The organism is Bradyrhizobium sp. NAS80.1 (assembly GCF_001908205.1).
GTDB lineage: Bacteria > Pseudomonadota > Alphaproteobacteria > Rhizobiales > Xanthobacteraceae > Bradyrhizobium.
The window spans coordinates 1-20,337 of record NZ_LGHL01000104.1; the positions used below are offsets into that span (position 1 = coordinate 1).

The 20,337-nt window shown below is 64.1% G+C and carries 19 protein-coding genes; 10 read left to right on the forward strand and 9 right to left on the reverse strand.

From position 1 onward, the window contains the following. The first annotated feature begins 620 nt into the window (after positions 1–620). Positions 621–3,083 (forward strand): putative bifunctional diguanylate cyclase/phosphodiesterase, encoded by a 2,463-nt coding sequence (locus tag AC629_RS22750; RefSeq protein WP_084807207.1) that lies wholly within the window; start codon positions 621–623, stop codon positions 3,081–3,083. Here the strand turns inward: AC629_RS22750 and AC629_RS22755 are convergent. The 3 genes from AC629_RS22755 to thrS form a co-directional block, all read right to left on the reverse strand. Then, a complete protein-coding gene (locus AC629_RS22755; protein ID WP_084807208.1) occupies positions 3,069–4,337 on the reverse strand; it encodes a serine hydrolase domain-containing protein in 1,269 nt (422 codons plus the stop codon). The genes AC629_RS22750 and AC629_RS22755 overlap by 15 nt on opposite strands. A 65-nt stretch (positions 4,338–4,402) precedes the next feature. Next, positions 4,403–4,966: a nitroreductase family protein gene (locus tag AC629_RS22760; RefSeq protein ID WP_084807209.1), complete on the reverse strand. Its 564-nt coding sequence runs from the start codon at positions 4,964–4,966 to the stop codon at positions 4,403–4,405. A gap of 93 nt (positions 4,967–5,059) precedes the next feature. Next, positions 5,060–7,102, reverse strand: a complete 2,043-nt coding sequence (gene thrS / locus AC629_RS22765; protein ID WP_084807210.1) for a threonine--tRNA ligase — start codon at positions 7,100–7,102, stop codon at positions 5,060–5,062. 403 nt (positions 7,103–7,505) lie between these two features. Between thrS and AC629_RS22770 the strand changes: the two genes are divergently transcribed. Then, complete coding sequence (locus AC629_RS22770; protein WP_084807211.1) at positions 7,506–7,883, forward strand: hypothetical protein; 378 nt, start codon at positions 7,506–7,508, stop codon at positions 7,881–7,883. Between the two features lie 66 nt (positions 7,884–7,949). Next, positions 7,950–8,090, forward strand: coding sequence for a hypothetical protein (locus tag AC629_RS47020; protein ID WP_168195565.1), 141 nt, complete (start codon positions 7,950–7,952; stop codon positions 8,088–8,090). Between the two features lie 8 nt (positions 8,091–8,098). On the opposite strand, the gene AC629_RS22775 is transcribed toward AC629_RS47020, so the two are convergent. Further along, complete coding sequence (locus AC629_RS22775; RefSeq protein ID WP_084807212.1) at positions 8,099–9,448, reverse strand: alpha/beta hydrolase; 1,350 nt, start codon at positions 9,446–9,448, stop codon at positions 8,099–8,101. Positions 9,449–9,755: 307 nt separating this feature from the next. Between AC629_RS22775 and AC629_RS22780 the strand changes: the two genes are divergently transcribed. Next, entirely contained in the window at positions 9,756–11,123 is a 1,368-nt protein-coding gene (locus AC629_RS22780) for an APC family permease (protein WP_084807213.1), read from the forward strand. Positions 11,124–11,137: 14 nt separating this feature from the next. Next, entirely contained in the window at positions 11,138–12,340 is a 1,203-nt protein-coding gene (locus AC629_RS22785; RefSeq protein ID WP_084807214.1) for a hypothetical protein, read from the forward strand. Here AC629_RS22785 and AC629_RS22790 read toward each other — a convergent pair whose 3' ends face one another. Then, positions 12,341–12,550 (reverse strand): hypothetical protein, encoded by a 210-nt coding sequence (locus AC629_RS22790; RefSeq protein WP_084807246.1) that lies wholly within the window; start codon positions 12,548–12,550, stop codon positions 12,341–12,343. A 193-nt stretch (positions 12,551–12,743) separates the two neighbouring features. Beyond that, positions 12,744–13,082 carry a membrane protein insertion efficiency factor YidD gene (gene yidD / locus AC629_RS22795; RefSeq protein WP_084807215.1) on the reverse strand — a complete coding sequence of 113 codons (339 nt, stop codon included), beginning with the start codon at positions 13,080–13,082 and terminating at the stop codon, positions 12,744–12,746. 226 nt (positions 13,083–13,308) lie between these two features. On the opposite strand from yidD, the gene AC629_RS22800 reads away from it, so the two are divergent. Beyond that, entirely contained in the window at positions 13,309–14,208 is a 900-nt protein-coding gene (locus AC629_RS22800) for a COG3904 family protein (protein ID WP_084807216.1), read from the forward strand. 64 nt (positions 14,209–14,272) lie between these two features. Here AC629_RS22800 and AC629_RS22805 read toward each other — a convergent pair whose 3' ends face one another. Next, positions 14,273–14,728, reverse strand: a complete 456-nt coding sequence (locus AC629_RS22805; protein ID WP_084807217.1) for an iron-sulfur cluster assembly scaffold protein — start codon at positions 14,726–14,728, stop codon at positions 14,273–14,275. 243 nt (positions 14,729–14,971) lie between these two features. Between AC629_RS22805 and folE the strand changes: the two genes are divergently transcribed. The 4 genes from folE (at position 14,972) to AC629_RS22825 (ending at position 18,813) form a co-directional block, all read left to right on the forward strand. After that, entirely contained in the window at positions 14,972–15,664 is a 693-nt protein-coding gene (gene folE / locus AC629_RS22810; protein ID WP_084807218.1) for a GTP cyclohydrolase I FolE, read from the forward strand. A 27-nt stretch (positions 15,665–15,691) separates the two neighbouring features. Next, positions 15,692–16,114 (forward strand): phosphoribosyl-AMP cyclohydrolase, encoded by a 423-nt coding sequence (gene hisI, locus AC629_RS22815; RefSeq protein ID WP_084807219.1) that lies wholly within the window; start codon positions 15,692–15,694, stop codon positions 16,112–16,114. Between the two features lie 174 nt (positions 16,115–16,288). Continuing rightward, complete coding sequence (locus AC629_RS22820; protein WP_084807220.1) at positions 16,289–17,350, forward strand: transglycosylase; 1,062 nt, start codon at positions 16,289–16,291, stop codon at positions 17,348–17,350. A 287-nt stretch (positions 17,351–17,637) separates the two neighbouring features. Continuing rightward, a complete protein-coding gene (locus AC629_RS22825) occupies positions 17,638–18,813 on the forward strand; it encodes a DUF2336 domain-containing protein (protein ID WP_084807221.1) in 1,176 nt (391 codons plus the stop codon). Between the two features lie 231 nt (positions 18,814–19,044). On the opposite strand, the gene AC629_RS22830 is transcribed toward AC629_RS22825, so the two are convergent. Both AC629_RS22830 and AC629_RS22835 read right to left on the reverse strand, forming a co-directional pair. Beyond that, the gene (locus AC629_RS22830; protein ID WP_084807222.1) at positions 19,045–19,623 is read right to left on the reverse strand and encodes an Hpt domain-containing protein; all 579 of its coding nucleotides are present in this window, start codon (positions 19,621–19,623) and stop codon (positions 19,045–19,047) included. A gap of 31 nt (positions 19,624–19,654) precedes the next feature. Further along, complete coding sequence (locus AC629_RS22835) at positions 19,655–20,200, reverse strand: response regulator (protein WP_008549760.1); 546 nt, start codon at positions 20,198–20,200, stop codon at positions 19,655–19,657. Positions 20,201–20,337 lie beyond the last annotated feature (137 nt).

The window sequence follows — 20,337 nt, forward strand, 5'->3', positions numbered from 1 at the left end:
CCGTCGCCAGGAAGCTGTTGACGGTCCTCAACGCCATTATGCGCGACAGGAAGCCGTACCTACAGACCAGGTCAACATAACAGTTGCCGGCTCTGCGGAGCGTCACTACGTGCCGCACTGCGTCCGGGACACGAGAGGGGCGGATGCCGTTACCCCACACTCCGTCATTGCGAGCGCAGCGAAGCAATCCAGAAATAGATCCGCGGAAAGACCCTGGATTGCTTCCCTGCACCCTCTTTCATTGAGGGTGAAGAGATGAAGCAAAGCTCGGGCGAGACAAGCCGCGAGGATTAGCAGTTGTGTCGATGTCGAACAAGGTCTCGTGCCCTGGACGCAGCGCAGCGCCTCTTCGGCGGTGCGCTGCAGAGCCGGGGCCCATGCCGCAGCGATCTCCGTGCCATTCTGGGTCCCGGCTCTGCGCAGCAACGCTCGCGCGTTGCAGCGCGTCCGGGACACGAGAGATGCGCCTTTGCACAACCGTCATAGTCTCTAACGCACGCTAACCAACACCCGACTTAAAGCTGTCATAATCGCCCAATGGAACCCGCGCCTGCGTCCTTTTTACACGCCATTAAGCCCGGCTGCATTGGATGCGCGGGGAAAGTGCGTTGGGGACTGCAATGAGTGCCGCGAAGAAAGCGTCGGGAAAACCGGCCACCGAAATGTTTGACGACATCCCGGTGCTTCGGCGCAAATGGCGAGCGGCGTTGAAGCCGGGCGAACGGCTGCCGCGCTACGAGGACGTGATGCTCGGCAGCCTCGGACGGCTCGCCGATCACATCGCGCTGCTCAAGGGCGACGGCGCACTCGAACTGTCGCGCAGCGGACGCTACGTGCAGAAATGGCTCGGCGAGGAACGCTGGGACATTCCCGTCGCCGAACTGTCGCCCGATTGCGCGACGGCGCTGTCGGAAGCGGTGGCGAGCGCGCTCGAGAACGGACGGCCGCACCAGGCGAGCGCGCATTGCGTGCGCGACGGCATGGTCAGGACTTACGATTTGCTGGCGCTGCCGACCGCCTCGCGCTGGGGCGCCACGCTGATCGGTGCCTATGTCAACGAGCGCGGCGCGCAATATAATCTCCTCGACGCGATCTTCTCCGCGACCGATGACGCCGTGGTTTCGCTGGCGACGCTGCGCGACGCAAACGGCAAGCCGTTCGATCTCCAGGTCGTGCACCACAACAAGAGCGCGGGCACGCTGTTGAAGGTCGCGAACGGAAGCCTGCTGTGGCGCCGGATCGGCGAGGGGAGCACGCTGCTGGCCTCGTCCGAGATCATGGAATTCCTGCTCAGGGCCGTCTCGGGCGGTCGCGGCGAGCAACTCGAGATCGAGAACGACGGGCGGCACCTCCGGCTGGGCGCCACCGCCTTCGCCGACGTGGTCTCGCTCACGATCTCGGATGTCACCGCGTTGAAGCGGCGAGATGCCTCGTTCCGCTTGCTGTTCGACAACAACCCGATGCCGATGTGGGTGTTCGACGCCGAGACAAAGCAGTTCCTCAGTGTTAACGACGCCGCGGTCCAGCACTACGGTTACAGCCGTGCCGCCTTCCTGCGCATGAAGCTGCACGAGATCTGGCCCGAGGACGAGTGGGATAGCCATGCCGATGCGCTGGAACGTGTCGGCGACACCTATCAATCCTCGCGCAACTGGCGGCATCTGCGTGCTGACGGCAGCGAGATCGAGGTACTCACCTTCGGTCGCCGCGTCAGTTTCGACGATCGCGACGGCTATCTGGTCGCGGTGGCCGACATCACCGAGCGGCGCAAGGCCGAGGCGCGGATCGCCTACATGGCGCACCATGACGGGCTCACCGACCTGCCGAACCGCGAATATTTCCAGGATCGCCTGAAGCAGGCGCTCGATCAGGCCGGCGGCAAGCGGGTCGGCGTGCTCTACATCGATCTCGACCTGTTCAAGAACATCAACGATTCCTTCGGGCACCCGGTGGGCGACCGCCTGTTGAAGGAAGTTGCCGAACGTCTGACCACCGCGGTCCGCGGCGCCAACCTGGCGGCCCGGCTCGGGGGCGACGAGTTCGCCGTGATTCTGGTAGCCGACGTCTCGCCGAACGAGGCCAGCGCCTGCGCGACGTTGCTGATCGACATGCTGAAGGCGCCCTATGAGCTCGACGGCCAGGAGATGGTGATCGGCGCCAGCATCGGCATCGCGCTGTCGCCGGGTGATGGCACGACGTCGGAAGAGTTGATGCGCAATGCCGACATGGCGTTGTACCGGGCGAAGTCCGACGGTGGTGGCGTGCACCATTTCTTCGAGCGCGAGATGGATCTCCAGGCGCAGAAGCGCCGCGACATGGAGCTCGATCTGCGTCGCGCCTTCGCCAATGGCGAGTTCGAGCTGCACTACCAGCCGCTGGTGTCAATCGCCTCCGACCGCATCTCCGGCTTCGAGTCGCTGCTGCGCTGGTGTCACCCGGACAAGGGCATGATCTCGCCGGCGGAATTCATTCCGGTCGCCGAAGACATCGGCCTGATCTCTCAGCTCGGCGAGTGGGTGTTGCGCGAGGCCTGTGCCGAGGCTGTGAAATGGCCCGCCGAGGTCAAGGTCGCGGTCAACCTGTCGCCGGCGCAATTCCGCAGCCGGAATCTGGTTCAGATCGTGATCTCCGCGCTGGCGCAGTCCGGCCTGTCGCCGAAGCGGCTCGAGCTCGAGATCACCGAGTCGATCTTCCTGGCCGAGACCGACGCCAATCTCGCGATCCTGCATCAGCTGCGCGGGCTCGGTGTCGGCATCTCCATGGATGATTTCGGCACGGGCTATTCCAGCCTCAGCTATCTCCGCAGCTTCCCCTTCGACAAGATCAAGATTGACCGTTCCTTCGTGAAGGATCTGGCGCAGCGGCTCGATTGCGGCGCGATCGTGCGTGCGATCTCGGGTCTGGGCCGCAGCCTCAACATCACCACGACTGCGGAAGGCGTCGAGACCGAGGATCAGCTCGACTGGTTGCGCGCCGAAGGCTGCAACGAGGTGCAGGGGTTTTTGTTCAGCGCTGCGCGGCCCGCTGCCGAGATCGCAAAGCTGCTCGCCGATTTCGGCGAGCGCGCCTCACGGGCGGCGTAGCTCCGGCGGGTAGCAGTCGTAGACCAGCGCCTTGTAGGCGGGCGTGATGCGGCTGCGCTCGTTCTGGGTCTGCTGCATCATGAGGTAGACCATATCGAGCTTGGGATCGACGCCGAAATAGGTGCCGCTGCCACTGTCCCATTTCAACTCGCCGAGCGAGCCGGGTGGGGGTGGCTTGGCATTGCCGGGATCGGTGCGCACCGCAAGGCCGTAGCCATAGCCGAAGCCGTCACCCGGGAAATAGAAGTAATCACGTCCGACGCCGGAGCCTGGGCCGATGTGATCGGTCGTCATGGCCTTGAAGGCCGCAGGGCTCAAGTAACGCTTGCCCTCGAACTCGCCGCCATTGAGCAGCATCTGCGCGAAGCGCTGGTAGTCGGTGATGGTCGAGAGCAGCCCGCCGCCGCCCGACTCCCATTCTGGATGGGCGAGGCGGTCGCGCTCGCCGGCGAGCAGGACCGGGTCGTTCGGTAGCGGCCGCGCCATCCGCGCGCGCTCCTCCGGAGTCTTGAGCACGAATTTGGTGCTGCTCATGCCGAGCGGATCGAGGATGCGCTGCTTCAGGAATTCGTACAGTGTCTGTCCCGAGATGATCTCGATGATGGCGCCGAGCACGTCGGTGGAATGGCCGTAGCGCCACAGCGTCCCGGGCTGACGCGTGAGCGGCAGCTTGGCGATGCGGTCGGCAAATTGTCTGTTATTGAATGGCCCCTCGAAAATATTGGCGGCCGAGTAAACCTGCTCGACCCATGGGGCGCCGATATAGTCGTAGCTGATGCCCGACGTGTGTCGCAGCAGGTCCTCGATGTTGACGGGGCGGACCGGCGGCACGAGGTCGAGCTCATGTTTGCCGTCCGGCTTGGTGATCTCGATGCCCACCTTGGTGCCGGCAAAGAGAGGGATGTATTTCGAGACAGGGTCGTTGAGCGCAAGCTTGCCCTCGTCGATCAGCATCATCGCACCAAGACACGTGATCGGCTTGGTCATCGAGTGGATGGCAAAGATCGTATCGGGCGTCATGGCGAGGCCCGTCCTGGTGTCGCGCACGCCGAAGGTCTTCAGATAGACCGGTTTGCCGTGCTGCTGGACCAGGATCACGGCGCCCGGCAGCCGGCCGCTCGTCACCTCGTTGTCAAAATACGCCGTGATGCGTTCGAGTTTGTCGGACGACGGGGCGGGGACGCCGGCGGCGCGGCTTCGCACCATCGTGCCGGCCAGCAGCGCGGCCCCGACCAGAAATTCACGACGCTTCATTCCGGGCTTCCTCCCTCGCCGGGAACAAAGCCGCAAGACGTTCGGGGCGTCAACAAGACTTCGTTTTAAAATCGCGTCACGATTTCCGAAAGGAACGGTCGCGGGCGGTCCTCGCTCGGCCTGGTCGGCTTGCCAATATGGATGAAGCCGGCGAGTTTCTCGTCCGGCTTGAGGCCGAGCCCGTCCAGCACGTCGCGATCGAAGGCGAACCAGCCGGTCAGCCAGCAGGCGCCGTAACCGAGCGCGGTCGCGGCCGTGACGATGTTCATGGCGCTGGCGCCCGCCGACAATTCCTGCTCGAAGGCCGGCACCTTCGGATGCGGTCTGGTGAAGCTGACGATGCCGATCACCAGCGGCGCATCTGTGAGGCGCTTACGTTCGGTCTCAATGTCGGCCGCCGGCGCGCCGGGATTCTTGCGGGCAAAAACCTTCGCGATCACCTCGCCGGCGCGCTGGCGCGCATCGCCCTCGAAAATGATGAAGCGCCAGGGCGCGAGCTTGCCGTGGTCCGGCACGCGCACACCGATGGTGAGGATCGTCTCGAGCTCGGCCGGGGAGGGGCCGGGCCCGGTCATCTCACGCGGCTTGACCGAGCGGCGGGTCCTCAGGAGTTCGATGGCGTCGGGCACTGCGATATCCTCTTCGGCTGGTCGTCGGGCGTGCCATGCCTAGATAAGCATGCACGCCCGCAACCGAAAGCGGGTTTAGATCGATTTCAGGATTCAGACGGTGCCACGGGCCCGGCGGACATCCGGCGGGGTCGCTTCGTCGACCAGGGCGGCGATCGCCTCCGCTGTCGTCATCACCGTCTGGCCGTCGCTGCCGAGCCGGCGGACGGAGACCGAATGCGTCTCGGCCTCCTTCTTGCCGACCACGAGCAGTGCCGGGATCTTGGCCAGCGAGTGCTCGCGGACCTTGTAGTTGATCTTCTCGTTGCGCAGGTCGATCTCGACCCGCAGCCCGGCGCGCCGTGCCTGCTCCAGGACCTGCTTGGCGTATTCGTCGCCTTCCGAGGTGATGGTCGTGACCACCGCCTGCACCGGCGAGAGCCAGAGCGGGAAGTTGCCGGCATAGTGCTCGATCAGGATGCCGATGTAGCGCTCCATCGAGCCGCAGATCGCGCGATGCACCATCACCGGCGGTTTCTTGCCGCCGTCATGGTCGATGTAGAACGCGCCGAACCGCTCCGGCAGGTTGAAGTCGACCTGCGTGGTGCCGCACTGCCAGTCGCGGCCGATGGCATCGCGCAGCACATATTCGAACTTCGGCCCGTAGAACGCGCCTTCGCCGGGATTGATCTCGGTCTTGATGTGATTGTTCTGCGACTGGATCTCGCGCAGCACCGTCGCCATCACGCGCTCGGCGTGATCCCACATCTCATCCGTGCCGACGCGCTTTTCCGGCCGGGTCGACAGCTTCACGGTGAGATCGCCGGTGAAGCCGAAATCCGCATAGGTCGACAGGATGAGATCGTTGATCTTCAGGCACTCGTCCGCGAGCTGGTCCTCAGTGCAGAAGATGTGCGCATCGTCCTGGGTGAAGCCGCGCACCCGCATCAATCCGTGCATGGCGCCGGACGGCTCATAACGGTGCACCACGCCGAACTCGGCAAGGCGCAAGGGCAGGTCGCGGTAGCTCTTCAGGCCGTGCTTGAAGATCTGGACGTGACCGGGGCAGTTCATCGGCTTCAGCGCGAAGCAGCGCTTGTCCTCGGCCTCGTCGCCGGCCGACTGCGCCGCGAACATGTTCTCGCGATACCAGCCCCAATGGCCCGAGGTCTCCCACAGCACCTTGTCGAGGATCTGCGGTGCGTTGACCTCGCTGTAGTCGCCGGTCAGGCGGCGCCGCATATAGGCGATCAGCTGCTGGAAGATGGTCCAGCCCTTCGAGTGCCAGAACACGACGCCCGGACCTTCCTCCTGGAAATGGAAGAGGTCGAGCTCGCGCCCGAGCTTGCGATGGTCGCGCTTCTCGGCTTCCTCGATCTGCTTGAGGTAAGCGTCGAGGTCCTCCTGCTTGGCGAAGGCGGTGCCGTAGATGCGGGTCAGCATCGGGTTGTTCGAGTCGCCGCGCCAATAGGCGCCTGCCACCTTCATCAGTTTGAAGGCGTTGCCAACCTTGCCGGTCGAGGTCATGTGCGGGCCGCGGCAGAGATCGAACCAGTCGCCCTGGTAGTAGATCTTGATTGGCTCGTTGCCGGGGATGGCGTCGACCAGCTCGACCTTGAAGGCCTCGCCCTTGTCGCGGAACACCTGCTTGGTCTTCTCGCGATCCCAGACTTCCTTGGTGAAGGGTTTGTCGCGCGCGATGATCTCGCGCATCTTCTTCTCGATCGCGGCAAAGTCGTCCGGCGTGAACGGCTCGTTGCGGAAGAAGTCGTAGTAGAAGCCGTTCTCGATCACGGGGCCGATGGTGACCTGGGTGCCCGGCCACAGCGATTGCACGGCCTCCGCGAGCACGTGCGCGCAGTCGTGGCGGATCAGCTCGAGCGCGCGGGGATCGTCGCGGTTGACGAACTCGATCTTCGCATCGGTCTCGATCGGGTCGTTGAGATCTGTGACCTCGCCATCCAGCGCCATTGCCACCGTGCGCTTGGCAAGCGACGGCGAGATGCCCTTGGCGATCTCGAGGCCGGTGATGCTCTGGTCGAACTGGCGCTGGGCGCCGTCGGGGAAGGTGAGAGTGACTTTGGGGGAGGGGGTCACGGGCTTCAGGTTGCTGAGGGAATATTGGAAGCCGGATTCAGACTTGGGCTGGTCGGACATTGCTTTTCTCCTGAGGCTCACTCCTGCGAACGAGCGCAGGTAAGCGGGAACGAGCGATATATCAGGCGATTCGGCCTGTGCAATCCGGCATTTCCAAGAAAATGGCGCGCAAAAGCCGGGACAGGGCACCAACTATTTCGGTCCGTGCCGTTTAAGTGGCCACAGGCTCGTTCTACCTGCACCTGCGTGCGGCTTGGCCGCGGCCGCGCCGCCGCTTGGGTCGGCGACCGTCGCGCTCAACACCTCCGTCCTCCGGATTCGTCGTCCAGGCGGTGATCCTGACCCGGCCCGGCCGGCTGCTGCGCTAGCCTGAAGCCAGCGTTTTCCTGTGCGCAAGGCGCTTGGCAAACCGCGCGGGAGAGCGCTAGAAGCGAGGCATGGGGACCAAAGAGAGCGAACTCAAATGAGGATGATTCTGGCGGTTGCCGCGGTGCTCTATTCAGCCTCCGCGTTTGCGCAAACCGACAAGCCGCCGATGGTCGGGGACAAACCGTTGGTGCAGGTGAAGCCGAAGGGGACCAAAGAGGCAGCGGCCAAGCCGGCCGCGGCGCCGAAGGGCAAGCCGCAATCGATCGCGGTTCGGCTCCAGGCCTGCCTCGACCTCGATGACGGCACCAAGGACCGTCTCAATTGCTACGACGCGGTGATTCCGCCGACGCCGAAGCCGAAGCCGCCGAAGGCCAAGGGTGTCGCCGATTGCCGCTTCCTCAAGGAAGAGGACGAACGGCTGGCCTGCTTCAACGGCTTTGCCGAGAGCATTCCGAAGCTGCCCAAAACCTGAGGTTCGAAGGCCGGACGGCTAGTCGGCGATCCGGCTCAGCACCGCTCTGAAGGCAACGCCCGGCACTTGGCGCGCGGCGCGTTCGAATTCGGCCGTGTCGACGTCCTCCCGGCCGGTGAGCGTCAGCGTGATCCGGTCGATCCCGAACAGCGCCTTGAAGGACGGATCGTCGTTGCCGGCAGCGCGGCCAAATCCCGGCTCGCGTAATATCAGCTCTAGCGGCTCGATGCCGACGGATTGGTGGATGCAACGCGCGTCAGCGCCAGCGACGGTGTCGCCGACATCTTCACTAGCACATCCTTGAGCGGATCCCGCGTCCAGGCGCGCGTCACATAGTCACGATGTGTGATGCCGTCGCCGGTTTCGACGAATACCACGCTGCCGGGCCGCAACGGCCCATCCATGTCCTCGGAGACTCCGATGCCCTTCCGCCGCAGCGTGCTCATCAGCTCGCGGTCGCGGCGCGCGGTGTAGTGGGTGTAGGAGCTGACGAAGATGCCGGTGCGATGGCTCTCGATCCAGGAAGCGAACTTGTCGAGCTCGCCATAGACAGCGTCCAGCAGCACGACGCCGCGAACGCGGTCGCTGACGCCGCCGACCTCGAGGCTCCAGGCCGTCGGCAGGAAGCCGCCGCTATAGCCGACGATCACGATCGGCATGTTGGCGAAGGCGTGCGCGCTATTGGGATCGCCGGTCAGGCGAGCGAGGTGATTGGCCGACTCCTCCATGAAGCGCTTGAGGCCGCCCGGCTGCCAGAACTTGCCGGCGCTGGAATCGGCGGCATCGACGGCCATCTGCGGCGCAAGCAGAACGGCGTTGGCGCCGGAATCGGTGATTTGCTTCGGCACCAGTTGCCGGTCGCGCACGTCGCGCTCGAGCGTGGCGCCATTGCCATGGAAGAACACCACGATCACGCCTGACTTGCGCACATCGAAATGCTCGGGCACGTGCACCAGCACGCGACTGTCATTGTAGGTCTCGTCCTGCCAGAACACGCGGCCCGAGTAGCTGCGGTGGCCGCGCCGGTCGCCCTTGGAGATGTTGAGGAACGGTGCGTCGGAGGCGGGGTTGTTGCCGAAATAGGGGAAGGCGGACGACTTCATGCTGACGAGCGTCGTCAGGTCTTCACGTGCCGGACGCTTGGAGGGGACCTGCGGCTCGAGCGAGGCCACCTTGTAGGGGGCCTGTTCCGGCGGAGGCTGCTGCTGTACGGCGCGCTTGGGCGAGAAGTCCGACATCTGCCGCTGCAGGAAACTTTCGCTCGCCGAGGGGAAACGTTCCGTGAATTGCGGGGCGGGGAAGCGATCCTCGAACGTGTCGCCACTTGCCACTTGCTGATTGGTCACTTGCGGATTGGTCGCTTGCGCATTGGTCTTGGCGACCACCTGGACATTGGCCTGCGAGTTCGTCGCGAGCGCCGCCGGGCCCGGCGCCCTGCCGCATTGAACCAGCGTGAGCGACAGCGGCACCAAGGTCAGGCCGATCCGGAGCGCGCGACCGCGCGCACCGGACGGCGTCCGATCGGCACGAATGTCAGCTCTCACGTTCGGAACGGCCCCGACCATCCACCCATGACCCCAAGTCATGTCCACAAGCCTATCGGCAATCCTTGAGACAATTGAGCCGACTGGCGTTTAGGTGACGTTAAGCGTCCGGAGAAACTTCCCCACATCCGGATTGCTTAAAGGGACCATGCAATCGTGTCCTGATTGTGGGAAGGGGAAATGGGATTCTCCCGTGTTCGCGGGGTTTACTGCCCAAGAGCATGCATAAACGGTGCTTTAATACCTATATCGTCTGCCTCATTTAACCCTTGTTAACACTGCTTGAATTGACTTCCAATGAAGCGTGACGCCTGAGGTTAAGGACCCGATGACGGCATCTGATGCGGGTACCGCGTCTTGCACTGGCGGGCTGACCGGGAGCGGGCCCGGGGTCTCCGCTCTGGTCGCGACCGCCATCGTCGTAGCCGACATGATCGGGGTCGGCGTCTTCACCAGCCTCGGCTTCCAGGTCAAGGACATCCCGTCCGGCTTCTCGATCCTCTTGCTGTGGACCGTCGGCGGCATCGTCGCGCTGTGCGGAGTGTTCTCTTATAGCGAGCTCGGTGCGATGTTTCCGCGCTCGAGCGGCGAGTACAATTTCCTTGGCCGCGCCTATCATCCTGCCTTCGGCTTTCTCGCCGGTTGGGTCTCGGCGACGGTGGGCTTCGCAGCGCCCGTCGCGCTCGCCGCGATGGCCTTCGGCGAATACGCCAAATCCGTTGTCCCCGATCTGCCCCCGATCCCACTTGCCATCGGCGTGGTGTGGCTGGTCTCGCTCGTGCAGCTGACTGGCGTCAGGCACTCCTCGACCTTCCAGCTGATCTCGACCATCCTGAAGGTCGTGCTGATCGTCGCCTTCCTGGTCGCCGGCTTCGTCATCGGCGTGCCGCAGCAGATCACCTTCACGCCGCAAGCAGGTGACCTGGCGCACATTGTCAGCGCGCCTTTCGCGATCGGCCTCGTCTTCGTGATGTACTCGTTCTCGGGCTGGAATGCCGCGACCTACATCATTGGCGAGATGAACACGCCGCAGCGCAGCCTGCCGCGCGCGCTGCTCGCGGGCACGCTGATCGTGCTCGTCCTGTACGTCGCGCTGAACGCTGTGTTTCTGTATTCCACGCCGGTGAGTGCGCTGGCCGGCCAGCTCGACGTCGCCAGCGTCGCCGGTACTGCCATCTTCGGCGGCGTCGGCGGCCGGATCGTCGGCGCGATGATCTGCGTCGGCCTGATCTCCTCGATCAGCGCGATGATGTGGATCGGCCCGCGCGTGATGATGACGATGGGAGAGGACATTCCGGTCCTGCGCGTGTTCTCGACGAGATCGGTGAGCGGCGCGCCGGCCTATGCCATCCTGTTTCAGCTTGCCGTCGCCAACCTGCTGCTGTTCACGCGCAGCTTCGAGGCGGTGCTCGACTTCATCCAGTTTGCGCTGCTGTTCTGCTCCTTCTTCACCGTGCTTGGTGTCATCAAGCTGCGCATTACCGATCCCGACCTGCCGCGACCCTATCGCGCCTGGGGATACCCTTTCACGCCGCTGGTTTTCCTGCTCGTGACCGCGTTCATGATGTACTACCTGTTGACCGAGCGGCCGGTGCAGTCGCTCTCGGGGATGCTCGTCATGCTCTCGGGCCTGCTGATTTATGCTGTTTTCCGCAGGCGGCCGGTCGCCGCTGGCACTTCATCACATCGCGAATAGACATGTTTCGACCCATGAAAATTGCGGCCGTCGCTCTTGCCCTGCTGGCTGCGGTCGTCTCGTCCGCGCATGCCGCCGACGTCACCTTCGACGACACGGCGCGGTTCCTTGCGGGCATGCAGCCTTCGGCGGATTCGCCGCTGGTGCCGCTCACCAAGGACCCGGGCTGGCAGCGTCATGCAAAATTCTTCGACGGCGCCCTCGCCCAGCTCGAGCAGCGGCAGCTCTCGAAGATCCGCGCCTGGGCCGACGTCAATCTGGCCGCGCCGAGGCCAACCATGTTCTACATGTTCAGCGGCCCGGACTTCCTCTACGCCAACGCCTTCTATCCCAACGCCAGCACCTACGTGCTCGGTGCGCTCGAGCCGGTTGGAGCCGTGCCCGACCTGACGCGGCTGTCGCACGGTTCGGTCGGTACCGCGCTCTACAATGTCGAGCGTTCGCTCGGCTCGATCCTGAGCTTCTCCTTCTTCATCACCAAGCACATGAAGGTTGACCTGCACGCCAACCAGGTCAACGGCACCTTGCCGATCCTCTATGTCTTCCTCGCGCGGTCCGGCAAGACGATCCGCAACGTCGAGGCGGTCGCGCTCGACGCCCAGGGCGGGATGCACGTCGGGAACGACGATCCAGGACGGAACGCGACGCGCGGCGTCCGCATCATCTTTGCCGGCAGCGACGGTGAGGCACGCACGCTGTACTATTTCTCGACAGATCTCTCCAATCCCAGTGCGCGCGCGACTGGCTTCCTGAAGTTCAGTGAGACGCTCGGCCCCGGCAACAGCCTGATCAAGAGCGCGTCCTATCTGCTGCACTCCGGAAACTTCACCGTCGCCCGCGACTGGCTGCTCGCCAACAGCGCGACCATCATCCAGGATGATTCCGGCATTCCGCTCGCAAACTACAATTCGCGGCAATGGCGGTTCTTCCCGTTCGGCCGCTATCTCGGACCGATCGACGAATTCCCCGGCCGATACCAGGAGCGCTACGCCGAACTGTTCACGCGCGCCCAGCCGATCGATTTCGGCGTCGGCTATCGCTGGCGGATGCACGAGTCGAATTTGCTGCTGTCGGTGAAGGTGCCGGGGACCGAGACCGTGCCGACGGCGGAGGCCACCTCATCCGCCGAGCCGCCGCCAAGACCACCGCGCCCGAAGCGGCCGCGTCCGCCCGAACCGGTCCCTTCGCCGTTCGGACGTTTCTTCTGGTTTCGCTAGCTACCAGTGCACGCTCTGGCTCGGCACGATGAACCCCGTCGTGCTTGGCGGGGTGGCGAGGCTCGATGCCAGATACCAGCCGGAGCCGACCGCGATCGCCAGCAGGGCGATGATCGCGAGCAGGTCGACGGTTCTGGGGTCGTGGTGCCCCCTGGAGCTAAGATTTGAACCAGGCCTGAAGTGAAAATGAGGGCTGATTTTCCAGCGCATTGTTGTTTCCTCCCGTAGGAGCATCACAACAACGCGAGGAGAAAGTTTAAGGTTCCGCTCAGGGCAGCGATGCGCAAAGCACCGCAGCAAACGCGAGACATGATCCGGAAAAGTGTGCAGCGGTTTTGCCTCGCGACAAACGCGGAACGCGTTTGCGATGAGATCATGCGCAAACAAACAAGAGCATCGCGCTTTAGGGAGCGTTGACGCCGCGCCACCGACCGTAGCGCCAAGGCAGATACCAGCATGCGCCTTGCGGTGTGGCGAGGGGCACGTTGTCGATGCCTGATGTGCCGAAGGGATTGCAGCGAAGCAGACGCGCCAGCGTCATCCAGCCGCCGGCCCAAAGTCCGAACCGTTCGATCGCCTCGTCGCCATAGACGGAGCAGGTCGGCAGGTGCCGGCAATTGTAGCCCACAAGCGGCGAGAGCGTGTGGCGGTAGAGCCAGATCAGCGCGCGGCCAAATCTGCGCGGGAGACGGAGCGCGCCCTCGACGGAAGTGGAACAATGCTCGCAGGCTGAATGCTTCATGTGCGCTTTGCTGCGATCTTAGGCGAGGTGTGCACGGTTCCGGCGCAGGGAACAGCAAGGTATTGTTTGTGCGCCATATTTTGCATGCTTTTTGGGAGCAGTGCAGCAAGTACCTATGGACGATCTGTATTCCCCCGGATACCATTTTTGTGACGTCCATGTGTAGACTTGTGGAACGCAAAACGGGGCTTGCCTGATCACCTTGGGGCTTGGGGAAGGGACCAGTTTGAAACGTCTGAAGTCGCTCAATCTTCGCGGCTGGCTGCTGGTGGGAACCGCTGCCTGTGGAGTCGCGCTGGCTGGCGCCGTTGCGACCTTTGGGTCGTCGGCCCGAGCCGGTGGTGCCCTGGAAGAGCGCAAGCTGCCGATGAAGTTCGGCTGGGTTGCGTGCGAGCCGAACTGCCGCGGCTGGGTCAGCGCGGTCGGCATCATCACCTCCGATACGCCGAAGGATTTCGAGGATTTTGCGCGGGGACGCCAGCTTGGCGGCGCCACTGTGGTGCTCGACTCCAGCGGCGGTTCCGTCAACGACGCGATCACGCTCGGCCGGCGCTTCCGCAATCTCGGCCTTCTGACCACCGTCGGCATCAGCCTGCAGAATCGCGGCGGGCAGAGTGCCCGCCCAGCGGTCGCGCCCGAAGCCTATTGCGAATCCATGTGCGTTTTCCTGCTGCTGGCCGGCAAGAAGCGTTATGTGCCGGACGCCGCTCATGTCCGGGTTCACCAGATCTGGATGGGCGATCGGGCCGACGATGCGAAGGCGGCGAGCTACAGCGCGCAGGACCTGATGATCGTGGAACGCGATATCGGCCGGCTCGCCAAATACACGTTCGACATGGGCGGCGCCGGCGACTTGCTCTCGCTCGCACTCAGCGTGCCGCCTTGGGAAGACCTGCACGAGCTGGACACCGGGGAGCTGAAGCTCACCAACCTCGTGACAACCGATCTGGTGGCTGACGTGCTGCCGCATGTGGACGTCACGGCGCCGGCGATGGCGGAGCTTGCACCGAAGACGCAGGCGCGGTTCGGCGCGGAACCCGAGCAGCAGCAACCAGCCAGGTCGACCAAGACGGCGGAAGCCATGGTGCCGACGGGCGCGGCGCCGAGCGCGAGTCCGCCGAAGTAACAGCCATTCTTTGAAGGGCGTTCCGGGGCGCGCGTCGGCGCCAACCCGGAATGACGGCGAGGGATCAGCCCTGCGCCGCGGCCGGCTGCTTGGCCTTCGCTTCGATCTGACCAATGGCATCGACCACAGCATCGAAGGTCAGGAGCGTCGAGGCATGCCGTGCCTTGTAGTCACGGACCGGCTCGAGGAATTTGATCTCTTCCCACTTACCTTCAGGAGGCGCCCCGTTCTCCTTGAGCATCTTGCGAACGGTTTCGCGTAACTCACGGAGTTCGCTCGCAGTCGATCCGACAACGTGACTTGCCATGATGGATGAAGAGGCTTGTCCCAGCGCGCAGGCCTTCACGTCATGCGCGAAGTCGGTGACGGTGTCCCCACTCATCTTGAGGTCGACCTTCACCGTCGAGCCACACAGCTTGGAGTGGGCGGTCGCGCTGGCATCTGCGTCCGACAGCCGTCCGAGGCGCGGAATATTCCCGGCCAGTTCGATGATCCGCTTGTTATAGATGTCGTTCAGCATGTGATGGAGTCCAGCACTTCCGGGCGGGATCGGCCTTGGCGGGCGCCGTCCACGGTCCTATATAGGGGCGGAACTGGCGGAAAAACAGTCCAGCGATGCGGCGGCCGTGATCCAGATCTGCGCTGCCGGCGTTTTGACCTAGGCGCCTTTTTTCGCCAAAACTGTTCTCTTCAGGCGTCCGGCGGCTTGGCCGCCCCGTCTGCCGGTGACACTCCGGCCGCAAGGCCGTCGAACGGAGTAGACATGGACGCTACGATTAAATCCATCCGCCCCAACAAGACTTCCGACAAGCAGCTCGAGAGCCGCCCGGCGGAGCTTGATCCTGCCGAATTCCTGGCGGTCGCCGTCCGCGCCGACCAGCTGCGCCCGGCGCGCGCCGAGGCCGAGCAGGCGGTGAGGACGCTGCTCGCCTATATCGGCGAGAACACCGAGCGTGAGGGGCTGCTCGACACGCCGCGCCGCGTGGTCGAAGCCTTCGACGAGCTCTATCAGGGCTACCACCAGTGCCCGGCCGAGGTGCTCGACCGCACCTTCGGCGAGACCGCCGGCTATGACGATTTCGTGCTGGTGCGCGACATCGAGTTCACCTCGCAGTGCGAGCACCACATGATGCCGTTCTACGGCAAGGCGCACATCGCCTATACGCCGGTGGAGCGTGTCGTCGGCCTGTCCAAGCTAGCCCGCCTGACCGACATCTTCGCCCGCAGGCTCCAGACCCAGGAGCACCTGACCGCGCAGATCGCCGCCGCCATCGACGAAATCCTCAAGCCCCGTGGCGTTGCCGTGCTGATCGAGGCGGAGCATACCTGCATGTCGGTGCGCGGTGTCGCCAAGCATGGCGCCTCTACGTTCACCAGCCGTTTCACCGGCATGTTCCGCGACAATCCGGCGGAGCAGGCCCGTTTCCTGTCCCTGGTGCGAGGCCTGCAGCGCTGACCTCGCGAGTTAACTGGCGAGGTTCGTGTGTCCGCCCACTCCCATGAGATCGAGGAAGGGCTTTCCTTCCAGCCCCGGTTCGACGCCGCCGGGCTCGTGACCTGCGTGGCGACGGACGTCGCCACCGGCGACGTGCTCATGGTCGCGCATATGAACGACGAGGCGCTGCGCAAGACGATTGCGACGGGCGAGGCCTGGTACTTCAGCCGCTCGCGCAATGCGTTGTGGCGAAAAGGTGAGACCTCGGGTCAGACCCAGCGCGTGGTCGAGATGCGTACAGATTGCGACCAGGATGCGGTCTGGATTCGTGTCGAGCAGATCGGCGCCGCCTGCCACACCGGCCGCCGGTCCTGCTTCTACCGCAAGGTCGAGGCTGACAGCAGCGGTTCGAAGCTTGTCTTCGTCGATGCGGACAGGCTGTTCGATCCGGACGCTGTTTATAAGAAGTAGCTCGCTGTCATTCCCGGGCGCGCGCAGCGCGAGCCCGGAATCCATCATACGGCATCTCGCGCGGCTCAATGGATCCCGGGCTCATCGCTTCGCGATGCCCCGGAATGACGGAAGCCGCCAAATTAACCCCGCATTAACCATACCTGTCCCACGGTGAGACGACATGGCGCCGGATTGCCGGCGTCGCTCAACGCCGCGCGGGGCGGGCACTCCATCATGTCGGTCGACAATTCCAGTGCCTCTCAGACGGCGGTTCTCGATCCGTCGCGGGCACGCGTCGCCGGCGCGATCAAGCAGGTCTCGAACCGGACCGGCGTCAGCTTCCAATACATGCTGACCACCGCCAAGATGGAATCGGATTTCGATCCGACAGCCGAAGCCACCACGTCGTCCGCACACGGGCTCTACCAGTTCATCGACCAGACCTGGCTCGGCACCGTGAAGGAGGCGGGCACCCAGCTCGGCTATGGCAACTATGCCGCCGCCATCACCAGGACTTCGTCCGGCACCTACACCGTCGACGATCCCGTGATGAAGCGGTCGATCATGAAGCTGCGCGACGACCCCGAGGCTGCCTCGAGTATGGCGGCAGCGCTGACGCTGTCTAACAGCTTCAAGCTCACCGGTCTGCTCGGGCGCAGGCCGTCTGACAGCGAACTCTACATGGCGCATTTCATGGGCATCGGCGGCGCCGCAAAATTGATCGCCAATGCGGAGGACAATCCGCAAGCGGTCGGCGCGCGGCTGTTCCCCAATGCGGCGTCCTCCAATCGCTCGATCTTCTACGGCGCCGACGGCCGCGCCCGCAGCGTCTCCGAGGTCTATTCGGTGCTGGACGCGCGCTACGCCAGCGCGGCAAATTCGAAGGTAACCCGCAGTGCGATCGCGATGTATGGCGACACACCGTCGACGACGCAGGTTGCGAGCGCCAACGGCATGCAGCCCACCGCTCCGGTGATCGACAATGCCGCCTACCTCCAGACCTTTCCGGATACGCGCGGCGTGACGCCGGTGAGTGCGACATCGCCAACGACGGTTGCGGACAGTGCCCCGACCACGCCGGCATTCCGCTCCATCTACCAGCCCGGCGATGCCACGCAGCCGGTCTCGGCCACCGTGCAGAAATTGTGGGGCAACAATGCCTCGCTGACGTCGGTCGCATCAGCAACGCCTGACGTGCGTCCGCCGCAACCGCTCGATCTCTTCAGCGATCGCAGCGGCGCATACTCGAGCTAGTCGAAGTCTCGTGTCCCGGACGCGCTGCAGCGCGCCAGCGCTGCTGCGCAGAGCCGGGACCCATGCCGCTCGAACTCCCCTCCAAAATATGGGCCCCGGCTCAGCAGCGCATCACTCACGTGCTGCGCTGCGTCCGGGGCACGCGGCGAGGGTGGCTTTGTTCCCTTAACAAAACGTCAATAAAACCAGCCAGTTATGGTGAACGCTTTGTTAAGCGTCGTGGTTTATTTTGTGTTGCAGGTGACAAGCCGTCACTATTTCGTCGGGTTGCGTAAGCCGGAAGCACCATGATCGTTCGGCAGTTCATCAATTGGATCAGGACGGCGCCCGCTGGCGAGCGGGCGGAGGCAACGCGGGCATTGGCGCGGGCCTGGCTGATCTCAGACCTTTCCCATGACGACCGCACCGCCGCCGAAGGCGCGCTTCTGATGCTGCTCGACGATCCCTCGCCGCTGGTGCGGCAGGCGATGGCCGAGGCGTTTGCGCGCAGCACCGAAGCGCCGGCATCGATCGTCCGGGCGCTGTCGGCGGACCAGCCGACCGTCGCGCTGCCCGTGCTCGAACATTCTCCGCTGCTGATCGACGCCGATCTTGTCGACATCGTCGCGACCGGTAATGACGAGGTGCAGTGTGCGGTCGCCCGTCGCATCGCGCTGCCGGTATCGGTCTGCGCCGCCATCGCCGAAGTCGGTTACGCGGCGGCAGCGCTGGAGCTGATCGAAAATCCCTACGCCGAGCTCGCCCCGTTCTCCTGGAATCGCATCGTCGAGCGTCACGGCCATCTCGCCGCGATCCGCGAGGCGATGCTGGTGCTGGAGGATCTGCCGGCCGCAACGCGAGCCGCGCTGGTGGCAAAACTCTCGGAGACCCTGGCGCAATTCGTCGTGGCCCGGAACTGGCTGAGTGCGGACCGCGCCGACCGCATCACCACCGAGGCGCGCGACCGTTCGACCATGAACATCGCGTCGCGCTCGCGCGGCGAGGACATGCAGGGCCTGGTGCATCATTTGCGCGTCACGGGCCAGCTCACCGCGGGCCTGATCCTGCGTGCGCTGTTGTCCAGCAATCTCGAATTGTTCGACGCCGCGCTGGCCGAACTGGCCGATCTGCCGCTCGCGCGCGTCACCGCGCTGCTGCACGATCGCGGCGGGGCAAGCCTGCACGCGCTGCTGCGCCGCGCCGGGCTGCCCGAGGCGACGTTTGCGGCGTTCCAGGTCGCGCTCGATGCCTGCCACGAACAAGGTTTTGTCGACAGCGACGACGGTGCGGCGCGGCTCCGCCGGCGCATGGTTGAGCGCGTGCTCACCCATTGCGAGACCGACCGCGGCGCCACCGGGCCGCTGATGGTCCTGCTCCGCCGCTTCGCCACCGAGTCCGCGCGCGAGGAGGCGCGGCTGTTCTGCGACGAACTCGTCGCGGATGAGGCGATCGATCCGGTTTACGACGATCTGATCGCGGCGTAACGAGATGCCGTAGGGTGGGTTAGCCGAAGGCGTAACCCACCTCTTTGCTTTCCGGGCTGACAGAAGAGTGGTGGGTTACGCTGCGCTAACCCACCCTACGAATTCTGATCGTGTCGATAAGCAGGCTCGACGCCAAAAAAACTCCGTCATGCGAGCGCAGCGAAGCAATCTAGAGTCTATCCGCGGCAACAGTCTGGATTGCTTCGCTGCGCTCGCATGACGAGAGGAGAACTACTCCCCCGGCACAATGCTTGGCGCCAGGATCATCTCGAGATGCTCGGGGCGGTCGCGGTTGACGTGGGTGAGATATTCGTCGGCGACCTTGCGCAGGCGGCGGCTCAGCTCGGCGGAGACGCTGATGCTGTCGAGCTTGGTGTTTTCGTGCACGATGGCGAGGATGGCGTTGATGTGATGCGTGAACAGCTCCGCCGGCACTCTCTCAAGATCCGGCGCGTGCTCGATGACGCGGCACAGGCTCTCGGCGATTCCCGCCGCTGCCGGATAGCCGAACGTTGCGGCGTCGCCCTTGATGTCGTGCGCAGCGCGGAACAGCTCGTCGCGCCTGTCCTTGGTGAAGCCGTCATTGCGGATGGCGACGTAGGCGGCCGACAGCCGGTTGACCTCGGTTGTCATCCAGTCCTTGAACTCACCGGAGAGGCCGGCCAGAGCCTGCTCGGCGCGGCCGATCGGATCGTCCATGTCCTTCTCTTCGACCCGGCGCAGCACCTTGCGCAGCGGGTTGGGCTGCGTGATGATTTGATGCGTGGCGAAGGCCGTGACCTCGATGTCCCTTGCGCTGTTCTTCGCCATGATACCTGCCGCGATCGTGTCAGACGTTGCGCTAGATGGAGGAGCGGGCCTTGTCGAGCAGCGAGGGCTGCTGGAGCACCTCGTGCTTTTCGCCGACGCGGCGCTCGGGACCCATATAGGCCGAGTTGGTGTTGCGGCGCCGGTCCGGACCGAAATAGGTCTTGGTCTTGATGAAGGGGCGGGGATTGGCGACCACGTTGAGGATGCGCTGATACAGCCCCTTGGCCGAGATCGGTTTGGCCAGGAATTCGGTGACGCCGGCGTCGCGCGCGACTGTGACGCGGCGCTTCTCGGAATGGCCGGTCAGCATGATGATCGGCGCGTAAGGGTTGCCCTTGGATTCCGGCTGCCGGATCATCTGAGCGAGTTCGAGCCCGTCGAAGATCGGCATCGCCCAGTCGGTGATGACGATGTCGGGCACATAATGGCTGTACATTTCGAGCGCGGTCGCGCCGTCCTCGGCCTCGTAGACTTCGCGCGCGCCGAAAGAGTGCAGCAGCGTCCGGAGGATGCGGCGCATGTGCGGATTGTCGTCGCAGACGAGGAAGCGCAGCTTGTTGAAATCGATGCGGAACATGACGCCCGGGCCAAAGCGGTCAACCTTCGTTAACCATATCGCGACGGGAGTTAACGAAGGGTTGCCGCCGCGTTTGGCAACCGTCCGAAGAGGAAGCATTTGTATATCGTAATTTTGCCATTTTTTATCGTGAAACA